Here is a 21,512-nt window from a genome sequence, read left to right on the forward strand (position 1 = left end):
AGCCGGTACGCTTCGTACCGGCTTTCAAATCTGCTTTATATTACAACGCACCGTAAGAGTGCAAACCGCTTAAAAACATATTTACGCCGATAAATGCAAAGGCTGTAATGAAAAGGCCGATAACCGCCCACCATGCCAACACCTTGCCACGCCATCCCGCAACAAGGCGCAAGTGCAGCCATACCGCATAATTCAACCATACGATAAACGCCCAAGTTTCTTTCGGATCCCAGCTCCAATAGCGTCCCCATGCATCAGCCGCCCACAACGCACCCAAAATAGTAGCGATAGTAAAGAACAAAAAGCCGACAGCGATCGCTTTATACATCACTTCTTCGATCACCTGTGAAGCAGGCAGCCAGCTTTTACGGCCTTTGGCCTCGGCACGCAATACCGCCAATTCTGCCACACCAAGCATAGCTGAGATACAGAATGCACCATAGCCGATAAAGTTTGCCGGCACATGAATTTTCATCCACCACGATTGCAAGGCAGGAATCAACGGCTGAATGGCATGCGCCTCACGGGATACGCTGTACCACAAAACAAACGACACCAGCACTGCCATAAAGGCGAATACGAAACCACCGAGTTTTTGGATAGCGAATTTTTTCTCATAATAGAGATACATCAACGCGGTAATCACCATAAACAAAATAAATACTTCGTATAAGGTCGATACCGGAATATGGCCCGCATCGGGGCGTAAAAGATAGCTTTCATGCCAGCGCACCAGCATTCCAGTAAAACCAGCCAAAGCCGATACCCAGGCAAACACGCTTGCCATTCCCAAAAGGGTATTGGTCTCCGTATGGCTCCGACGTGCCAGCAGCGCACCGGCGATATAACAGAACCATGCGAAAAATACAAAAGCGCATTGCCACATGATGGCCGACTGGCTGCTCAGAAAATATTTCAATAAAAAGCGGTCTGTATTAGCGATGGTTCCACCGTAAAGCTGTACCGCCGAATAAGCCAATATCAGGCTAAGCGGAATAAACCAGCGCAAAGGCTTGAAAAACCAACCGAGAAAAACGGCGGAAACTGCACTGAACCACAAAATAGCCACTTCGTAACCATCCATATGATGGCCGATATGGGTTTGTGAAAAAGCGGCCGCCAGCACAATCACTGCAGCAAACAGCCAATCCAATACATTCAGACGGCGTATCCATGATTTCTGCGTCAACAGTTCGTGTTCGAGCAGCCGTTCGGTTTTACTGATTTGCGTCATGGTTCAGATCCTTTGCCAATTGTTTCAAGCGTTGTGTATGTTCGGGGAATTCTTTTTTCAAATCACGCTCGTCGCGGCTGGACGACATCGAAAAGCGGATTCTTCCTTGTTCAAACAGCAGCCAAGCACGTTTTTCGCGTACGTAAAACATAAATATCGTGCCCAATACCAGTAACAACGAACCGATATATACCAATGAGGCTCCCGGAGAGCGGGTCATCTGCAAGCCTGAAGAGCGTACCTCTTTAAAGCCGTCTAGCTGTAAGAGCATAGGCGCCGGATAAACCGTCAAGCCGGTATAGGCATCCATACTGTTGAGCAAAAAGCGGTTTCGCGCTTCATCTTGCGGCCAGACCGGTAAATTATCACCCTTCAAGGTTTCTTCTAACAAAGCATTCATCGCGCCATACAGAATCTGATAGAAATAATCCTGCATTTTCGTTTGCTCTTCACGCGGGATATTCTGTGCGACAAAATCGTTTAAAGCGATATAGCCGCCCCGTGCAAAAAGGCTCAAGGTATTCTCTACCGCCTGATTAAACTGCGTGCGCGTTTTTTCAGGAGTACCGGCGGTGGCCTGCAATACCGCACGTTTGCGTACTGCCTCGTTGTTCAAAGCCTCACGCAAAGCCATAAAAGTATCAAGTTTGCCCTGTCCGTCTGCCGGCAACCGTAACCAACGATACTGCTGGTTCAGGCCTTCCCGAGTACCGGTAATGAAAAAATAGTCTTTTTCCTGCAGCATCGGCAGCATATAGTTCTTATATTCGACGGCCTGTCCTGCATCATCCCGTATACGGTAAATGATTGAGGGGCCGATATTGGTAAACTTACGCTCTTGCTTTACTGCCCTTACATCATTGACGATATTCGATAATCCGCCTGCCTTCTCAGACGGCTTGCTCATATCTTCGACATTCATCGAGCTGAATTGCTCGAACTCAATACGATACTTCTTCCCGCCGAGATCCAACGGAAATTGGCGCATTGATACGGCATCCAAAGGAACAGGCTGACGGACCGCAGAAGCCAAATCCCAAGCTTTGAATTTCAAATCGGAGCCGCCATCGGCAAAGCTGGCTTGGTAAATCGTAATACCATGCAAGGTCAACGGATGGTTCACGCGGATAGTGCGCTCGATTTTTTCACCGGTTTCTTTATCCGTTACCACCAGATCACTGGCAAAATCCTTAGGCATACCGGTATTGTAAAAATCAATATGAAATTTCTTCAACTCTACGGAAAAAGGCAGATCCTGCACCAATATCCCTTTGTCGGCATTCAGAAATACCACATCCGCTGCTTGCCCTTCGGTTACGTTGACATTACCGCGAAAAGATAAATTATTGCGGCTTAGCGTACTTTCGGGCTTGAAATCTTTTGCAAAAACAGAATCATTATCCGGTACGACCTTACCCGTCAGCATACCCATCTTCAACAACAGGTTACTATCAATCAAACCGCCCAAGCAGATAACAATAATAGCCAAATGGGCAAAAATATAACCCCATTTGTTCATCGCACCTTTCTTGGCCGCAACTAAAACCGAGCCGTCCTCACGCTCAACTGTTTTAGTATTGAAGCCCTGTACCTGCAGATAACGCACGGCTATCTCCGGTGAAACATCCGGCAATTCCGCAGTATGCTTCATTGAGGCGAGCGACTGTTTGGTGGCCTTGATACGGTAAGAGCGCATTTCCCGCAAAAACGGCGGTATATTGCGCCATAAGCACAAGCTGGTTGAGAGCACCAGAAAAAGCATGATGACCACAAACCAAACCGAGGCATATACGTCGAACAAACCTAAAAACCGGAAAATCTCCATCCAAAACGGACCGAACTTCACCAAATAATCGGCAATCGGCTGCCCCTGCTTCAATACCGTTCCGATGATAGAAGCAATACCGAGCAAGCTCAAAAGCGCGACGGCAAAACGCATGGAGCTTAAAAAAGCAAACCAAGGTCGGCGGATAAGGGGAACGGATTTTTTAGGCTGGCTCATAAACAACTAACTGTATATTTTATACAACAATTAAATTAAAAAATTTCACATCAGTGTAAATAAGGCCGTCTGAAAAGGCTTTCAGACGGCCTTATAAAGACAGCGCAACTTAAATATCCGGTGCTGTCATTGTAATGGATAAGCCCCACCCAACCTTAACCAAATCTTAAAACAACTGAGTTAGAGCGCTTCCGATTTTGTATTTTTAATGCAGACCTTGGATAAAGTTGGCTACTGCATTCAGCTCCTCATCCGACATACGCTTGGCGATATCATTCATGATGGTATTAGTACGCTGGCCGCTTTGATAAGCCTGCATCTGTTGAACAATATAAGCCTTGTGTTGGCCTCCTAAGCGCGGATAAGCAACGATATCCGTACCGCCGGCAGGCATACCCGCACCGCTCGGGCCGTGGCAAGACATACAGGCAGGAACTTTCTTCGCGGCAATACCGCTACGGTAAATCCGGGCACCCAACTCGGGATTTTCCTTAGGATTGGTTTCGCCCGCTTTCGGATATTGGGTAGCGAAAAAAGCCGATACATTGGCGATATCCTGATCAGACAGCGACATTACCAAAGGTGCCATGCTGGCCGCAGCACCTGTCGTGCGCTTGCCCTCTTTAATATCCTTGGTTTGTTTGAAAATATAATTGGCATGCTGGGCCGATAATTTCGGATACATAGCGATACCGCTGTTACCGTCTGCCGCGTGACATGCCGCACAGATATTGGTCGCAATTTCTTTACCCTTGGCGATATCTGCTTTCGGCTGCGCAGCCATTGCTGCACCTGCAACAACGGCCATAGTCAACAAGGTAAAACGTTTCATGGAGTGCTCCTGGTTACAGCATTTCGGCCCGCTGCCGTTATGCCTTCCTATACTCAATACCGGATTTTTTTATTTGTATCCGGCTAAACCGATAATTATATAAACATGGTATTCTATACCAAATTCACACAATTTTACTACATATGAACCTATTTCAAAACGCAAAATTTTTTACAACGGTTAACCATCTCAAAGACCTGCCCGACACTGCTGCCGAAATCGCTTTCGTGGGCCGAAGCAACGCGGGCAAATCAAGTGCTATCAATACCCTATGCAACCATGTCCGGCTGGCCTATGTTTCCAAAACCCCGGGGCGCACCCAACACATCAATTTTTTCGAACTGGCCAACGGTGCGTTTATGGTCGACCTGCCCGGCTACGGCTATGCCCAAGTACCGGAAGCCATTCGTGCGCACTGGGTGAAACTATTGGGCGATTATCTGCAAAAACGCCCCCAACTGGTCGGCCTGATTTTGATTATGGACGCCCGCCACCCGCTCAAAGAGCTTGATATGCAGATGCTGGATTTTTTTCATATCACCGGCCGCCCCGTACACATTCTGTTATCGAAAGCAGACAAATTATCCAAAAACGAGCAGATTAAAACTTTGTCGTCCGTCAAAAAGGCGCTAAAACCTTTCAGCGAACGCCAACAAATCAGCGTACAACTTTTCTCCAGCTTAAAAAAAACCGGAAAGGAGGAAGTCAACCAAGTAGTCGCCTCTTGGTTTGAAAACGCTGCTGCCGCTGCCCATGCTTCGGAGTCCTCCCCGCCTCCGCAACCGGAATAACCCAACACACCAATGCCTTCTTGCTAGCCGATGCCCTATACATTTTTCAGACGGCCTGAACAATTCCCTTATAATAAGTAGGCATTTTTACAGGCCGTCTGAAACTGATTTATGAAATTTGCCTTTTTTATCTTATATCTTATTCAACTACTACCCTTTTCCGTATTGCACAAAATCGCAGATGCAACCGGCTGGCTGGCTTATTATCTTGTCGCACCCCGCCGCCGCGTAGGCGAAATCAACCTGCTCAAGTGCTTTCCCGAATGGAGCGAAGCGAAGCGGCGCAAAATATTGAAACAACACTTCCGCCATATGACCAAACTACTTTTCGAATACGGCCTCTATTGGTATGCACCCGCTATCCGCCTACGCAAATTCGTTACCTACCAGGATAAGCACTATCTTGACGATGCTTTGGCTGCGGGAGAAAAAGTCATCCTGCTCTATCCGCACTTTACTGCCTTCGAAATGGCGGTTTACACCCTCAACCAAGACATACCGCTAATCAGTATGTACTCCCATCAAAAAAACCAAGCGATGGACGAACAAATACTTAAAGGCCGACATCGCTATAACAATGTTTTCCTGATTGGGCGCACAGAGGGCTTACGCGCCATCATCAAACAAATACGAAAAAGCGATGCGCCATTTCTCTATCTACCCGATCAAGACTTTGGCCGCAACGATTCTATTTTTGTTAATTTCTTTGATATCCAAACTGCCACAATTGCAGGCCTAAGCCGAATCGCCGCCATGACCGGCGCAAAAGTCATCCCCACCATTCCCACCCGCCTGAAAGACAACACCGTTGTTTTACGCTTTTATCCGGCTTGGGAAAACTTTCCCGGTAACGACACCGTAGCCGATACCCAGCGCATGAATGACTTTATCGAAGCCCGTGTTCGCGAAAATCCCGAGCAATACTTTTGGCTGCACAAGCGCTTTAAAACCCGTCCTGAGGGTGAAGCGGGATTCTATAATTAACGGCTCTCTCAAAGCCTTTTCTATAACGTATGTCCAAGGCACAGAAAAGGCTTTTCACTGATTTCCCTATCAAGCCATATTTTCAAGCACCACACTCCATAACTACATTTCATTACATTTTTATTTCAGCATGATAAAAATTCATTCCGATATTAAAAATAAATAATTTCATAAAAATCCATCAACTAAATTTATACCATTTAAAATCAATAAATTAAAAATCATCAGTACTTTTCCCTGCGCTACTCCTGCATTCTAAAAAAATGATTACATGATAATAAAGTGCTTAAATAATCTTATTTTAAAGCAGAATAATTTACAAAAAGACATCAGGCGAAGGAAAATTTTAAAACGGAACAAGAATCCTAAGATAAAGAAAAATAAAATTTTTTTATACACTCCTTGGCAATTTAAAAAAAAGCAGGTACATTTCCACTACACCGAGTTACATGCTTGGGAGAGCATGGCTACGGTCGGAATCCAAAAATCAAGCGAGAACAAAGGAGTTGAGTATGTCTAACTATCAGGACGAAATTAAAAAAGCAGGTGATCTGAAACGTGAAATGGGCGATAGCTGGCACGATATCACGCCCGAATATGTCGCACGCATGCGCCTGCAAAACCGCTTCAAGACAGGCCTTGATATTGCCAAATACACTGCCGCTATTATGCGCAAAGACATGGCCGAATACGATGCCGACCCTGCAAAATACACCCAATCACTCGGATGCTGGCATGGTTTTGTCGGCCAGCAAAAGTTGATTTCTATCAAGAAGCACCAAAAAACTACCGACAAACGTTATCTCTACCTCTCCGGCTGGATGGTGGCGGGCTTGCGTTCTAAATTCGGTCCTCTACCCGATCAATCCATGCACGAAAAAACAACCGTGCCGGAATTGATCGAAGAGCTCTATACCTTCTTGCGCCAAGCCGACGCACGCGAACTGGATTTGCTCTTTACTGCTCTGGATGCAGCCAATGCGGAAGGCGATACAGCCAAAGCCAAAGAAATCCAAGACCAAATCGACAATTTCGAAACCCATGTGGTACCGATTATTGCCGATATTGATGCAGGTTTCGGTAACGCTGAAGCTACTTACCTGCTGGCGAAGAAAATGATTGAAGCCGGCGCCTGCTGTATCCAAATCGAAAACCAAGTGTCAGATGAAAAACAATGTGGCCACCAAGATGGTAAAGTCACCGTACCGCATGTTGACTTCTTGGCTAAAATCAACGCCGTACGTTACGCTTTCTTAGAATTGGGCGTAGATGACGGCGTTATTGTGGCCCGTACCGACTCTTTGGGCGCAGGCCTGACTAAACAAATCGCCTATTCTACCGAACCGGGCGACTTGGGCGACCAATACAATTCTTTCCTCGACGGTGAAGAAATTACCGATATCAGCCAAGTGAAACCCGGCGATGTTATCGTAAATACCAACGGCAAAACCATCAAACCCGTACGTTTGCCAAGCAATCTGTTCCAGTTTAAGAAAGGTACCGGCGTAGACCGTGTCGTACTTGACTGTATCACTTCGCTGCAAAACGGTGCCGACCTGCTGTGGATTGAAACTGAAAAACCGCATATCGGCCAAATTAAGGAAATGGTAGACAAAATCCGCGAAACCATTCCGAATGCCAAATTGGTATACAACAACAGTCCGTCTTTCAACTGGACCTTAAACTTCCGTCAACAAGTATTCGATGCTTGGAGCGAAGCCGGCAAAGACGTTTCTGCCTATGATCGCACTAAGCTGATGAGTGCCGAATATGATGAAAGTGATCTGGCTAAAGAAGCAGACGAGCGCATCCGCACCTTCCAACGCGATGCATCGGCTCAAGCAGGTATCTTCCACCACCTGATTACTCTGCCGACTTACCACACAACCGCACTTTCTACCGATACTCTGGCCAAAGGCTACTTTGCGGAAGACGGCATGTTGGCATATGTGAAAAACGTACAACGCCAAGAGATCCGCAACGGTATTGCTTGTGTGAAACACCAAAATATGGCCGGTTCGGACATTGGTGACAACCACAAAGAATACTTTGCCGGTGAAGCCGCACTGAAAGCCGGCGGCAAAGACAATACCATGAATCAATTCCACTAAATTATTCATGCGACATATAGTTTCAGACGGCATACGCTGCTCCCTAAGGAGGCCGTCTGAAGCTTACCGGCTTTATCTGCGTAGAGTTGAGCTGCGTGGATAAAGACAGGCGAAAGCCTGTATTGTTTGTGAAGCGTAAATCTCTGATTTGAGGTATTTAGGGCAATCTTTCGGGATTGCCCCTTTTTTTATATACGGTAAGCAAGCCGTCTTGCTATGCAGGCAGAAACACCGTACAGTTCAATTCAATATTGGTAATTTTTATCCAACCGTTTTACTAATTTCCGCAGTTTTCTTAATAATTTCGGCGGATATCGAGACGGCTTTACCGAAAATTCCCGCCCAATCCAGATCAAACCCGACTCACCGTCCCAACCTACTCTAAGGCTGATAAACATGACACCACAAACCATTCTTGATTTTTGGTTTTCCGATACGGCCAAGCCCTACTGGTTTGCAAAAAGCGAAGCCTTCGATCGCAAGCTATCCAAACGCTTCGACGAGATACTGAAGCAAGCTGCTGCGGGAGAGCTCTATACATGGCGCACCTCTTTGAAGGGGCGCTTGGCCGAAATCATCATACTTGACCAATTCTCCCGCAATATTTACCGCGACACCCCCCAAGCATTCTCTCAAGATGCAATGGCACTGGCTTTAGCGCAAGAGGCCGTTGCCCAACCTGGTTTTGCCCAAATGCCCGCACATGAACGGCATTTCATACTTATGCCCTACATGCACTCTGAATCCGCTCTGATTCACGAACGAAGCCTACCATTATTCGATGCGTTAAATAATACCAATACCTTAGACTTCGAGCTCAGACACCAAGCGATTATCCGGCGTTTCGGCCGTTATCCTCACCGTAACGCTATTCTCGGGCGCATAAGCACTGATGAAGAACTAGCATTTCTACAAGAAGAAGGCTCTTCTTTTTAACCCGAAATCAGCATTCTGCACACCAAGGTAATCGGTATCAGACTACAAAAACCTATGCCGATTACTTGAATTCTCTCTAGTAGAGTAGCGGCATAAAACCGTGATACACAATGATGTTACATATCAAAATGCGTTTATTCCGCCTACCCTTATTTACCGATAATAAATCTTATTGTTTACACTGCCGATTAATGCTATTTTCTATTCTAAGCATACCGCCTGCACAACTACTCTATTACGCCGTCTGAAAACTGTAACCATAAGGTATGCAGACAACACTCAACACTTTATATCCGACTTGAATCTCCGGTTTCCCATTCCAGCCCGAAGGAGTTACCTATGGCAGTAAATTTGCGCGAAAAAGAAGCTACTGAAATTTTAGCCGTTGAAGGCACACAGGTTTTTATCGGACAAGCCGGTATTAAAAAGCCAAACCATTCCGACCTAACCCTAATCGTTCTCAACAACAATAATACAGTGGGAGCAGTTTTCACCCAAAACCGCTTCTGCGCAGCTCCCGTGCATATTGCCAAACAACACCTTGTCAATGAAAACGGTATCCGTGCTTTAATTATCAATACAGGCAATGCCAATGCCGGCACGGGCACTCAAGGACGTGAAGATGCTTTAGCGGTATGCAAGGCAGTTGCTCATCAGGTCGGTTGTGCTGTCGAACAAGTTTTACCCTTTTCCACCGGCGTGATTTTGGAACCTCTACCTGTCGATAAAATCAACCAAGCCCTGCCGAATCTGAAGCCGGCACATTGGAGCGATGCTGCCCGCGCCATTATGACGACCGATACAGTACCCAAAGCAGCCAGTCGCGAGGGCAAAGTCGGCGATAACCATATCGTCCGCGCTACCGGCATTTCTAAAGGCGCAGGCATGATTTGCCCGAATATGGCTACTATGCTCGGCTTTATCGTTACCGATGCAAAAGTCTCGCAACCCGTTTTGCAAATGCTCACTCAAGAAATTGCCGATGCCTCGTTCAACAGCATTACAGTAGACGGAGACACCAGCACCAACGACAGTTTTGTGATTGTAGCCACAGGCAAGTGCGGCCAAAGCGAGATCGACAATATTGCCGATCCCCGCTACGATCAATTGAAAGAGCTGTTAGAAGGCTTAGCCGTCGAGCTGGCCCAAGCCATTGTGCGCGATGGGGAAGGTGCGACAAAATTCATTACCATCCAAGTCGAAAATGCCGAGAGCCGCGAAGAAGCGCGCAAAGTGGCTTATGCCATTGCACACTCACCGCTTGTTAAAACCGCCTTTTTTGCCAGCGATCCCAACTTAGGCCGCCTACTGGCTGCCATCGGTTACTCCGGTATAGCACATCTCGATACCGATAAAGTACGTTTATGGTTAGGCGATGTATTGGTCGCAGAAAACGGCGGCCGGGCTGCCAGCTATACCGAAGAAGCAGGCCAGGAAGTTATGAAACCGAATGAAATTACCGTACGTGTCGATTTACAGCGTGGCAATGCGCAGGCTACTATTTATACCTGCGATTTATCCAAAGAATATGTCGCCATTAATGCCGACTACCGCAGCTGAAAAATGAAACACCCCAAAATATAATATTTTAACGGATGCCGCCTGCGACAATCCTGAGTATTTTTCAGACGGCATCCCTCTATAAAATAAAACTTTCTACAAAGAAATCTTTCCGGTACTACCACAGGAGAAATACCATGCCTCGTCTACATCCCGAAACCACACTCTGTATCGTTGTCGACATTCAAGAGCGTCTGATGCCTGCCCTGCACCAAGCAGAAACTATGGTTGAAAAAAGCCGTACCATGTTACAAGGCCTACATGCGCTGGAAATACCGGTGATTGCCACCGAGCAATATCCTAAAGGATTGGGCAGCACGGTGAATGCCGTCAAACTGCTGCTTGAAAACGCACCGATTTTTGAAAAAACCCGCTTTTCCGCTTATACGGACGAAGTGGCTGCTGCGTTAAAACAACACAACCGGCGCAATATTATTTTGGTAGGTGCCGAAGCACATGTTTGTATGTTGCAAACCGTATTGGATTTGCGCGAAGCCGGATATGATGTATATATTCCTTTTGAGTGCACCACATCGCGCAATCCCGACAACAAAGAAAATGCTTTGGAACAAATGCGGGATAACGGCGCCGTTGTATCAAATGTAGAAAGCATTTTGTTCGAGCTAATGAACGATGCCAAACATCCGGTATTTAAAACCGTTTCCAAGCTGATCCAGTAAAACCAAGCCGCGCAAGCCTTTATTGCGCTACATTCCTCATGCCGTCTGAAAATGGGATTATTCATATTTCAGACGGCCGCTTATGCCTTTTTTATCCGAATTTCTAAATATGCAGCCTTACACCATCAGTACAGCTACTCAAGACGACTTGCCCGCTATTGTCGATATTTACAACAGTACTATCGAAAGCCGCCAATCCACAGCCGATTTACAACCTGTCAGCATTGCCAGTCGACAGGAATGGTTTGATGCACATCACGGCAACCGCCCGTTATATGTGTTAAAAAACCTATCTGGCGAAGTACTCGCTTGGGGGAGTTACAGCGACTATCATCCGCGCCGCGCCTATCATATCAGTGCGGAAATCAGCCTGTATGTCCGCCATGACACGCGCGGTGTCGGTGTCGGGAAAATCTTGCTACGACATATGCTCGAACGCGCACCATCTCTCGGCATACGCAATGCATTGGCCGTGATATACGGGCACAATCATCCGAGTTTGCGCTTATTCCATACATTCGGCTTCGAAGAGTGGGGACGTCTACCCGGAGTATGCGACCTGCAAGACTTTACTGCCGATATTATTATTCTAGGTAAGAAAATTATCGACTGAAGCCGTCTGAAACAAACATACACAAATAAATAATTTGTTTTACAATAAAACACCACAACTACTAATAATAAACTGCAGAAATTATTGTAACAGTATGAACGAACACCAAACCCCGCCCACCGCCGTCGGCGACGATTATCTGCTGCTCGGCCAATATGCCGAACGTGCCTATCTCGAATATGCCATGAGCGTTGTTAAAGGCCGCGCCCTGCCCGATGTTTCAGACGGCCAAAAGCCGGTACAACGCCGCATTCTATACGCCATGCAGGATATGGGACTGACTCATGGCGCAAAACCTGTCAAATCAGCACGGGTGGTGGGAGAAATTCTCGGCAAATACCACCCGCACGGCGACAGACCAGCCTATGAAGCCATGGTGCGCATGGCACAAGATTTTACCCTGCGTTATCCGCTGATAGACGGCATCGGCAATTTCGGCTCACGTGATGGCGACGGTGCCGCCGCCATGCGTTATACCGAAGCCCGGCTGACCCCGATTGCAGAATTACTGTTATCGGAAATCAAAATGGGAACCGTCGACTTCGTTCCCAACTACGACGGAGCCTTTGAAGAACCTGTCCACCTGCCAGCCCGCCTACCGATGGTGTTGCTCAACGGCGCCTCCGGCATTGCGGTGGGCATGGCAACCGAAATCCCCTCGCACAATCTGACCGAAGTTACCCAAGCGGCAATCGCCCTATTGAAAAAACCAAGCATGGATACGGCTGCCTTAATGCAGTATATTCCGGCCCCCGACTTTGCCGGAGGCGGCCAAATCATCACCCCTGCCTCCGACTTGCAAAATATCTATGAAAGCGGCAAAGGCAGCATCCGGGTGCGTGCCCGCTACGAAATCGAAAAATTGGCACGCGGCCAGTGGCGCGTTATCGTAACCGAACTGCCGCCCAACACCAGCGCCCAAAAAATCTTGGCCGAAATCGAAGAACAAACCAACCCCAAACCCAAAGCAGGCAAAAAGCAACTTAACCAAGACCAGCTCAATACCAAAAAACTGATGCTGGAATTGATTGAAAAAGTACGTGACGAAAGCGACAGCGAAGCACCCGTGCGCTTGGTATTCGAACCCAAATCCAGCCGCATCGAGCCTGAAAACTTCGTCAACACCCTGATGGCGCAAACCAGCCTAGAGGGTAATGTTTCGATGAACTTGGTTATGATGGGTACAGACAACCGTCCGGCACAAAAAAATCTGAAATCCATCCTGCAAGAGTGGCTTGATTTCCGGATTACCACCGTCACACGCCGTCTGAAATTCAGACTCAACCAAGTTGAAAAGCGCATCCATATTCTTGACGGGCGCATGATTGCATTCTTGCATATCGATGAAGTTATCCGCGTGATCCGCGAATCAGACGAACCCAAGCCCGAACTCATGGCTGCGTTCAACCTAAGCGAAATACAAGCCGAAGACATTCTCGAAATCCGCCTACGCCAACTCGCCCGTCTGGAAGGTTTCAAACTCGAACAAGAATTAAACGACTTGCGCGAAGAACAAGGCCGTCTGAACCTGCTTTTGAGTGATGAAAATGAAAAGCACAAACTCATCATCAAAGAAATGCAGGCCGATATGAAACAATTCGGTGACGAACGGCGTACCTTAGTAGAAGCAGCCGACCGTGCCACACTCACTCAAACTACGGCCGACGAACCGATTACACTGATCCTTTCGCAACAGGGCTGGATACGCAGCCGTGTCGGCCACGGCCTTGACTTAAGCCAAACCACATTTAAAGAGGGCGACGGCTTGAAACAGGTATTAGAAGGCCGAACCGTATGGCCGGTTATCGTGCTTGATTCTTTGGGTCGGACATACACTCTTGACGCAGCTGAAATTCCCGGTGGCCGTGGAGACGGCGTGCCTCTTGGTTCGCTTATCGACCTGCAAAACGGTGCAGAAGTCGTATCTATTGTTACCGGCCTGCCCGAACAACATTATCTTTTAAGCAACAGCGGCGCATACGGCTTTATCGCCAAACAAGCAGACTTGGTCAGCCGTATCAAAACAGGCAAAGTCGTTATGACTTTAGAACCGGGAGAAAAAGTACTTGCTCCCGTCCCGATATATGCCGTCTCATTAATCAATCCGGAATGCAAAGTCATCTTGGCTTCCAGCGACAACCGTTTACTGGCATTTTCAATAGGCGAACTCAAAGTAATGGCAAAAGGCCGCGGCTTGCAATTGATGAATTTGGCGGACAATGCATCACTAACCCACGTTACCGTATCTTCGGCACAAGATTTTGTTGTAGAAAGCACGGGCCGCCGCGGCGCGCAACACAGTGAGCGGCTTCGAATCCGGGATATCGACAACAAACGGGGGCGAAAAGGTAAAATTTTACAGATAAACGGTTATTTAAACCGCTTATCGGCAATTGATGCAGATGATGCAACCTTCGGATAGCATGTAATAGTTATCTTGCTGATTTTCAGCAGAGCACAGGACATATCTTTACAATGAGCTCAAACGGCCTATTTTTAAGAGGCGATTGGGAAGTACAAAGTGAACGCATTCCCGGTTTAATCAACATCGCCCGTATTGCCATCGTATTTTCTCTGTTGGTATTTCACATCATTAGTGAATATGCCGGTATAGGTGCGACTTCGGTTGGCCTGTTTAATCCAATTGAGTTTTATACTTGGGCTGCCGTATACGGTGTGATTATTTTTCTAACCGTTTTCCGTCCGGGCTGGCAAGAGCAAACACTCGAGCTTCCTAGCGCCAGTGCCGTAGCCGACATCTCTATGATGGCTTGGCTTACCTATATAGCTGGCGGCATACAGTCCGGCTTCGGTATTCTGATACTACCCTTTATCGCCACCTCATGCCTACTGAGCCATGGCCGTTATCCGATGCTGTATGCCGGTTATGCCGCTATGCTGGTCGCCATCAACCTGTTTTTGCGCAATCAAGTTGGTTTTTGGGACAAACCTTGGGAAAGCGGAGTATTAATTTCAGCCGCTCTTTTGATAGCTGCCGGTTTTCTGGTAGCAGCCCTCACCGCATTTTCGGCTACCTACCTGCAAGCCGCTACCGAATCTGCCAGCAAACACAAACTGGCCTACCGCCGTGTAAGCGGTCTGAACCGTTTGGTACTCAACCGCGTTCAAGAAGCGGTTATTGTTATTGATGCGACCCAACGCGTATGGCTTTTCAACCGTCAGGCTAAAACTTACTTTCCGGGATTGGCCATCGACAGCCGGGAAGAAGCATTTACCGATTTGGTTATACGCTGGCGCTATCAGCCTGAAAAACCATTTGAAACCGATATCCATATTTTCCAACATGCCATGCATGTACGCGCAGTTCCCCTGATACAGGAAAATACCGAACTCCTGATGCTGTATGTACGCTCTCTACGCGAAGTAGCCGCCGAAGCCATGGCAAACAAACTGGCTTCACTCGGCCAACTGACAGCCAATCTCGCTCATGAGATACGCAACCCCATGTCGGCTATACGTCATGCTAATGATTTGTTGCAAGAAGACGATACCGACCCCGCAAAACTGAAATTACACAATATTATCGACAGCAATATCCAGCGTATCGACAAAATGCTCGAAGATGTTTCGCTTCTGAATAAGCGCGACACAATCAGCCACTCTCCTATCAATCTGATGAAATTCTGGTTAGAGTTCAAACAAGAATTCACCCTGAATAATCCTGATGCCATCAAATGTATCAAAATGAATATGGAAGGCAAAAACCTCAGCGTAGTTGCCGACCCGATGCACGTACAACAAATTATGTGGAACCTATGCAACAATGCTTGGCGCCACAGCCGTAAAGACGAGCATGCCGTTACCGTTCTCTTCAAACCGAGCGGCCGCATGCATATCTCGATCGTAGTTGCCGATAACGGCAAAGGTGTACCCGCCGACTTGCGTAACCGCTTGTTTGAACCTTTTTTCACGACGGAAAAACAAGGTACCGGCTTGGGCTTGTATGTGGCCCGGGAACTTGCGCACGCCAATCTGGGCCAACTCCACTACCATCCGGAAATGAACGGATTTGAATTGATTTTACCAAGAGAAAACAATGAGCAAACATAATCTGCAAGATCCGGTATTGGTTGTAGATGACGAGGCCGATATTCGTGATTTGATGGAAATGACCCTGATGAAGATGGGGCTGCGCGTTGAAACCGCCGTTGGAGTAGAAGACGCCAAAAACAAACTGGATGAAAACGACTACTCTCTCGTACTCACGGATATGCGCATGCCCGACGGTTCAGGGCTGGAAGTCGTCCAATATATCGATGAATTGATGCTCGATACGCCTGTTGCGGTGATTACTGCTTTCGGCAATGCCGATCATGCCGTTGAAGCACTCAAAGCCGGTGCATTTGATTACCTGCAAAAACCCATTACATTGTCCCAGTTACGTTCGCTGGTCAAATCTGCCGTTCAGGTAAATGAAGAGCCTACGATAACCCCCACTACTACAGTAGCAGCACCTACGCCACCGCAAACCCCGCCCGAAACAGCTTCTTATTCGGCTAGAAGTATGCCGCGCATTACGCCCAATACCCGCGTATCACCAGCTGCCAATCCGAAAGCACTCACGCCCCAACCGTTTCGAAGCAGCATCAGTAATGAAGGCCCCATCCCTGAAAACCTACGCAGCCTGCGCAGCCGTTTTAGTGTAGCGCCCTCTTTTAAACCCAATGCAGAACTTCAAGAAGCGGTAGCAGAAGAAGTTGATGAGCCGGATATGCCGCGGCTTTTGGGTCATTCGCCGCAGATGGAAGAAGTGCGCCATCTGATCCGCCGTTTGGCATCCAGCAATGTACCTGTTTACATTTCAGGTGAATCAGGTAGTGGTAAAGAGCAGGCTGCCCGTACTATTCACGAATTATCCGAGCGGGCGGATGGCCCTTTTATTGCCGTCAACTGTGGCGCCATCCCCGAAAACCTTATGGAGAGTGAATTTTTCGGTTACAAAAAAGGCAGTTTTACCGGAGCAGATACCGACCGCTTGGGCTTTTTCCAGCATGCGAACGGTGGTACGCTGTTTCTGGATGAAGTAGCCGATTTGCCACTTTCGATGCAAGTCAAATTACTCAGGGCCATTCAAGAAAAAGCCGTACGCCGCATTGGCGAAGCACGGGAAACTTTCGTAGATGTACGGATTGTATGCGCAACACATAAAAACTTGGAAACCCTAGTAGAAAACGGCCAATTCCGCCAAGACTTATACTACCGTCTCAATGTGGTTTCTCTCCATATGCCGCCATTGCGTGAAATGCGGGAAGACTTAGGTCCGCTTATCATGCGTTTACTCAAAAAACACGGTAGCGGACAGTAACCTTACAAACTAACCCCGCAAGCCCAAGAAGCATTACTGCACTATAGCTATCCCGGCAACTTCCGTGAGCTGGAAAATATTCTTGAGCGTGCCGTTGCCCTATCCGTCGGTCATATCATCCAATTGGATGATCTGCAAATACAAGCTACCCCTTCCCATCAAGAAAAAAGTAATACACCCGTACCCGCCGAAAAAATAAACTCCGTAGAAGAAGAATCACCGCTTGCATTCAGCAACAGCGAGCATGGCGAGTTTGTCCCGGGGAAAATGCAAATTCAAGATTATCTCGACAATATAGAACGCAATATTATCGAACAAGCCTTGCAACAGACCCGCTATAACCGCACACAAGCAGCAAAATTATTGGGTATCAGCTTCCGCTCCATGCGCTATCGTATGGAAAGATTGGATATCAATTAATGCGATTATATATGTTTCAGACGGCCTGAATAAGTGGCATACAATTCCCGAATCTATATAGTAGGGTTACAACCTCGAGGTATGCCTGCCTTACCATTATTTGCCGTTATAAATTATTTCCTTATCATTATAAAATGATGATTTGCACGCACGCCGTCTGAAACTCCCCCCACCTTCTAACCAACCTGTTTATTTATGGTCAAACCCGTTCTTTTACTTGACTCTGCCCCCCAAGAAGCACTCAACCTAATCAAAGAATTCGGCCTTCAAACCTGCCATACCGCACCACATACAGGCGAGTACCTAGTGGCCGACGCATCTGGTATATCACTGTGTAAAGCCGGAGAAAAGGGGCGTGTTCAAGTCGACTTTTCAGGCGGAGCTACACAATACCGGCGATTAAAAGGCGGCGGAGAGTTAATCGCAAAAGCAGTTAACCATACCACCTTCCCAAGTGTTTGGGACGCCACAGGCGGCTTAGGGCGGGATGCTTTCGTTTTAGCCTCATTAGGCTTGGCCGTTCGCATTTCCGAACAAAACCCAGCGGTCGCCTGCTTACTCGCAGACGGTATCCGCAGGGCACAAACTGATGAGACAGTGAAAGAAATTGCCGCACGGCTTACACTTACTCCCGGCGATTCAATCGACTTGCTGCAAGCTGTTGGAGAAAGCGAGCGCCCAGACATTGTCTATCTTGATCCCATGTATCCGGAGCGGCGTAAGGCGGCCGCTGTCAAAAAAGAAATGGCCTACTTTCACGGATTAGTCGGTTCCGCCCAAAATGAAGCACCCTTGCTTAAAGCAGCCAAAATGGCTGCAAAAAAAAGAGTGGTCGTCAAGCGCCCGAGGTTGGGGGAATTCCTCAACCAGGAACAGCCGGCCTATCAATACAGCGGTAAAAGCGTTCGTTTTGATGTTTACATGCCGGATAATCCGGAATACACATCCGAATAAATTTTCAAAACATATCGAAATTATAGAAAAATAAAGAATACATCAGCTAATACCGCGCATGAAAAATGCTGATAAATAAATTTTTTTGTTAGAATACTATTTTACAAAAATAAAAGTGATTTCCCCTATGCAGCCCGCAGAAAAACCCGTTTTCCCACCTCTAAGCGATTCGGAACACGAGCTTTTATGGCAGCACATCGAAAAACAATTCGACTGTAACCTAAACGGATGGCATACATTGTTTCTAAACGATCTGCCTTTGGGCATGATGGAAAATCACTGGCACAATCTATTGCTACAAGACTGGCAGGGGCACATCCGAACCGAAGGATTACAAACCTTCCTAAATACCGACAGCTGGCTGGCAATGGCCGATGCTCTTGAACACATGGCATTTCAATGGCATAAAACAGGGATACTCAATGGTTGGCGTAACGAAAAATTTGATGCACTTGATGCAACAGGTAACGCCCTATTCTCTCTGGAACGTTCCGTCTTCCGCCCGTTAGGGCTGCAAAGTGCAGCCGTACATATTAACGGACTGGTCAAATATAACGGCCAGTGGTGCTTTTGGATAGGCAAACGCAGCCCGTACAAAGCAGTTGATCCCAACAAACTGGATAACTTAGTCGGTGGCGGTATTAGTAGCGGTGAAAGTGTAAAAAACGCTATGCAGCGTGAGGGGGCTGAAGAAGCCGGCTTGCCTGCCTGCTTCCTCAAACCTCTAGAATGCCAAAGCAAACGCCTAAGCCTCAGACCTGTTTCACGCGGCTTACACCGTGAAGTACTGTATATTTTTGATATTGTTTTGCCCGAAGATTTTCACCCTGAAAATCAAGACGGCGAAGTAGCCGAATTCAACATTTTTTCCATTTCGGAATTGACACGCGCAATGTACGAAGGCCGCTTAATGAATGATGCCTTACTGGCCACGATGGATGCCTATAACCGCTATGGTTTGATAAACAGCAGCCACCCGCTGGGATTATGGCTTAAACGCACGGCTCTCTAACCGCCCGGCACACGCAGACCAAACAGCCGATACGGTTTATTTTCGCATACTCCAAAATATTATCATTAATATCTAATTGTGATATTTGAAACAATTTTTTCCCGGCACATTGTGATTTTATTTTTTTTCGCATAGAATCTTAGGATTATTCCAATAAAACTTGAGATTACGCCTACTCCTTTCATCTTGCAGCCCACAGGCCGGAGGTTATTTATGCCAGCACAATCAAAACATGCTTCCCTAAACATCAGTCTGATTCAGGCGCGTGAAGCATTAATGACCCAGTTTCGTCCGATTCTGAATAATGTCGGTATTACCGATCAGCAATGGCGGATTATCCGCCTACTTGCCGAAAACGGTACTCTAGATTTCCAAGACTTGGCCAACCAGGCCTGTATTTTACGCCCCAGTCTGACCGGTATTCTCACACGCCTGGAAAAAGCAGGCTTTGTCGTTCGTTTGAAACCCTCTAACGACCAACGCCGCGTATATCTGAAACTTACACCAGAAGGTGAAAAATTGCACCGGACCACCTGTGATTTGGTAGATGAGCGATACGATTTAATCGAAGAAGTTTTTTCCAAAGATAAAATGCGCCAACTGCGCGAACTACTCGGCGAACTTTCTACCATCGGACAGAAAGACGAAGAATAACTCCAGCCGACAAAATATTTTTAATGACAGCATCAATACAAAAACAAGCTTTTCGTTCTGCAATGGCATCCTGTGCCGCCGGTGTACATGTTATTACAACTGACGGCTCTGCCGGACGATACGGCATTACTATGACGGCGGTTTCATCAGTTACCGATGAGCCGCCTACCATTATGCTCTGTATCAACCGCAATGCCGCCATTACACCGATACTCATCCAAAACCGAAAGCTCTGCATTAATGTATTGTCGTCATCCCAACAAGATGTTGCCGAACATTTCGCCGGCATCACCAAACTGTCTCCCGAGGAGCGATTCGAATATCACATTTGGCACAGGGGCAGCAGTGGTCAACTTGAAGTAGAAGGCGCGCTTGCCCATCTGCACGGTTGTGTAGTCGATAAACACGACATTGGCACCCATAGCGTATTTTTCGTAGAAATCGATGAAATTAAAGTTCACGACACCGAATCGGCTCCCGCCCTCGTATACTTCCGCCGCCGCTTTCATGGCCTGGCCTGAATCAATATCCCGACCTACGCTCTACCAATCAGCCTCTCGCTCCATTCAAACACACCATAAGAATTATTTAACCGCTTTAAAGAACCAGCTATAATCTTTGACAGCATATCCCTATTCCGACACTACCTAAACCCAATCACTAATGATGCGGCTATAATTTGCCATACCATAATTTAGAAACATCGGCTCACTAAAATGAGAACAATATAGCAGTCCTTACGTTCGCACCATACGCTATTAAGATCGACTGCCGCATACCTCGCCCCAACTACAAGGAAATATCATGAGTGTTTTGAACGACATTTTAGACTTCAACCAAAACTTCGTTGATTCAGGCGAATATGCACAATTTTTCAGCAATAAATACCCCGACCGCGAACTCGCGATTTTATCCTGCATGGATGCACGCATGGTTGAGCTGTTGCCGCGTGCATTGGGATTAAAAAACGGCGATGCCAAGCTGATTAAAAATGCCGGCGCACTCGTAACCCACCCGTGGGGTTCTGTAATGCGAAGCCTTCTGGTAGCCGTATTCGAATTAAAAGTCAAAGAAATCATGGTTGTTGCCCACTATGATTGCGGCATGCGCGGCCTCAGCCCCGAAAGTTTTCTGAGCCGTACCCAAGAAAAAGGCATTCCCGAAGACCGCATCGTCACCCTGCGCAATGCCGGTATCGATCTCGACAGCTGGCTGACCGGTTTTGATAATGTTGAAGACAGCGTGCGCCATACAGTCAGCATTATCCGCCGCCATCCGCTGATGCCTGAAGACGTTGCCGTACACGGCTTGGTTATCCACCCATCGACAGGAAAACTGACCTTGGTAGTCAACGGCCAAAACGAATGTGCACTTTCCCCCAAATAACCAACAAGCCGTCTGAA

General features: G+C 47.3%; 18 protein-coding genes and 1 pseudogene. 16 read left to right on the top strand and 3 right to left on the bottom strand.

From position 1 onward, the window contains the following. Positions 1–40: 40 nt before the first annotated feature. The 3 genes from ccsB to ACEPPX_RS04670 all read right to left on the bottom strand — a co-directional run bounded on the left by ccsB (position 41) and on the right by ACEPPX_RS04670 (position 4,068). A complete protein-coding gene (ccsB, locus tag ACEPPX_RS04660) occupies positions 41–1,234 on the bottom strand; it encodes a c-type cytochrome biogenesis protein CcsB (protein ID WP_416623127.1) in 1,194 nt (397 codons plus the stop codon). Beyond that, a complete protein-coding gene (locus tag ACEPPX_RS04665; RefSeq protein WP_416623150.1) occupies positions 1,218–3,173 on the bottom strand; it encodes a cytochrome c biogenesis protein ResB in 1,956 nt (651 codons plus the stop codon). Before ACEPPX_RS04665 ends, ccsB begins: the two co-directional genes overlap by 17 nt. Positions 3,174–3,441: 268 nt before the next feature. Beyond that, complete coding sequence (locus ACEPPX_RS04670) at positions 3,442–4,068, bottom strand: c-type cytochrome (RefSeq protein WP_047759999.1); 627 nt, start codon at positions 4,066–4,068, stop codon at positions 3,442–3,444. A gap of 143 nt (positions 4,069–4,211) precedes the next feature. Between ACEPPX_RS04670 and yihA the strand changes: the two genes are divergently transcribed. The 16 genes and pseudogenes from yihA (at position 4,212) to ACEPPX_RS04750 (ending at position 21,495) form a co-directional block, all read left to right on the top strand. Further along, positions 4,212–4,859 (top strand): ribosome biogenesis GTP-binding protein YihA/YsxC, encoded by a 648-nt coding sequence (gene yihA, locus ACEPPX_RS04675; protein WP_047760000.1) that lies wholly within the window; start codon positions 4,212–4,214, stop codon positions 4,857–4,859. A 111-nt stretch (positions 4,860–4,970) separates the two neighbouring features. Then, positions 4,971–5,843 carry a lipid A biosynthesis lauroyl acyltransferase gene (locus ACEPPX_RS04680; RefSeq protein WP_416623128.1) on the top strand — a complete coding sequence of 291 codons (873 nt, stop codon included), beginning with the start codon at positions 4,971–4,973 and terminating at the stop codon, positions 5,841–5,843. A 512-nt stretch (positions 5,844–6,355) separates the two neighbouring features. After that, entirely contained in the window at positions 6,356–7,954 is a 1,599-nt protein-coding gene (locus ACEPPX_RS04685; RefSeq protein ID WP_047760003.1) for an isocitrate lyase, read from the top strand. Positions 7,955–8,350: 396 nt separating this feature from the next. Continuing rightward, positions 8,351–8,890 carry a DUF924 family protein gene (locus ACEPPX_RS04690; protein ID WP_416623129.1) on the top strand — a complete coding sequence of 180 codons (540 nt, stop codon included), beginning with the start codon at positions 8,351–8,353 and terminating at the stop codon, positions 8,888–8,890. 339 nt (positions 8,891–9,229) lie between these two features. Next, on the top strand, positions 9,230–10,450 hold the full coding sequence (gene argJ, locus ACEPPX_RS04695; protein ID WP_416623130.1) for a bifunctional glutamate N-acetyltransferase/amino-acid acetyltransferase ArgJ: 1,221 nt from the start codon (positions 9,230–9,232) through the stop codon (positions 10,448–10,450). A 137-nt stretch (positions 10,451–10,587) separates the two neighbouring features. Next, a complete protein-coding gene (locus ACEPPX_RS04700; RefSeq protein WP_047760006.1) occupies positions 10,588–11,130 on the top strand; it encodes an isochorismatase family protein in 543 nt (180 codons plus the stop codon). A gap of 82 nt (positions 11,131–11,212) precedes the next feature. Next, a complete protein-coding gene (locus ACEPPX_RS04705) occupies positions 11,213–11,743 on the top strand; it encodes a GNAT family N-acetyltransferase (protein ID WP_416623131.1) in 531 nt (176 codons plus the stop codon). Positions 11,744–11,837: 94 nt separating this feature from the next. Next, on the top strand, positions 11,838–14,165 hold the full coding sequence (gene parC, locus ACEPPX_RS04710; protein WP_416623132.1) for a DNA topoisomerase IV subunit A: 2,328 nt from the start codon (positions 11,838–11,840) through the stop codon (positions 14,163–14,165). Positions 14,166–14,218: 53 nt separating this feature from the next. Continuing rightward, a complete protein-coding gene (locus ACEPPX_RS04715; protein ID WP_416623133.1) occupies positions 14,219–15,814 on the top strand; it encodes a two-component system sensor histidine kinase NtrB in 1,596 nt (531 codons plus the stop codon). Further along, positions 15,801–17,069: a sigma-54-dependent transcriptional regulator gene (locus ACEPPX_RS04720; protein WP_416623134.1), complete on the top strand. Its 1,269-nt coding sequence runs from the start codon at positions 15,801–15,803 to the stop codon at positions 17,067–17,069. The genes ACEPPX_RS04715 and ACEPPX_RS04720 overlap by 14 nt, the downstream gene beginning before the upstream one ends. A 258-nt stretch (positions 17,070–17,327) precedes the next feature. Continuing rightward, positions 17,328–17,489, top strand: a pseudogene (locus ACEPPX_RS04725) (helix-turn-helix domain-containing protein); the annotation flags it as partial. Between the two features lie 195 nt (positions 17,490–17,684). After that, positions 17,685–18,443: a class I SAM-dependent methyltransferase gene (locus ACEPPX_RS04730; RefSeq protein ID WP_416623135.1), complete on the top strand. Its 759-nt coding sequence runs from the start codon at positions 17,685–17,687 to the stop codon at positions 18,441–18,443. 127 nt (positions 18,444–18,570) lie between these two features. Further along, the gene (locus ACEPPX_RS04735) at positions 18,571–19,455 is read left to right on the top strand and encodes an NUDIX hydrolase (protein WP_416623136.1); all 885 of its coding nucleotides are present in this window, start codon (positions 18,571–18,573) and stop codon (positions 19,453–19,455) included. 213 nt (positions 19,456–19,668) lie between these two features. Next, complete coding sequence (gene hpaR, locus ACEPPX_RS04740) at positions 19,669–20,109, top strand: homoprotocatechuate degradation operon regulator HpaR (RefSeq protein WP_047760013.1); 441 nt, start codon at positions 19,669–19,671, stop codon at positions 20,107–20,109. Positions 20,110–20,132: 23 nt separating this feature from the next. After that, positions 20,133–20,630 carry a 4-hydroxyphenylacetate 3-monooxygenase, reductase component gene (gene hpaC / locus ACEPPX_RS04745; protein ID WP_416623137.1) on the top strand — a complete coding sequence of 166 codons (498 nt, stop codon included), beginning with the start codon at positions 20,133–20,135 and terminating at the stop codon, positions 20,628–20,630. A 283-nt stretch (positions 20,631–20,913) separates the two neighbouring features. Next, complete coding sequence (locus ACEPPX_RS04750) at positions 20,914–21,495, top strand: beta-class carbonic anhydrase (RefSeq protein WP_047760015.1); 582 nt, start codon at positions 20,914–20,916, stop codon at positions 21,493–21,495. The last annotated feature ends 17 nt before the right edge of the window (positions 21,496–21,512 follow it).

Source organism: Neisseria sp. S1 (assembly GCF_048060015.1).
Classification (GTDB): domain Bacteria; phylum Pseudomonadota; class Gammaproteobacteria; order Burkholderiales; family Neisseriaceae; genus Neisseria; species Neisseria arctica.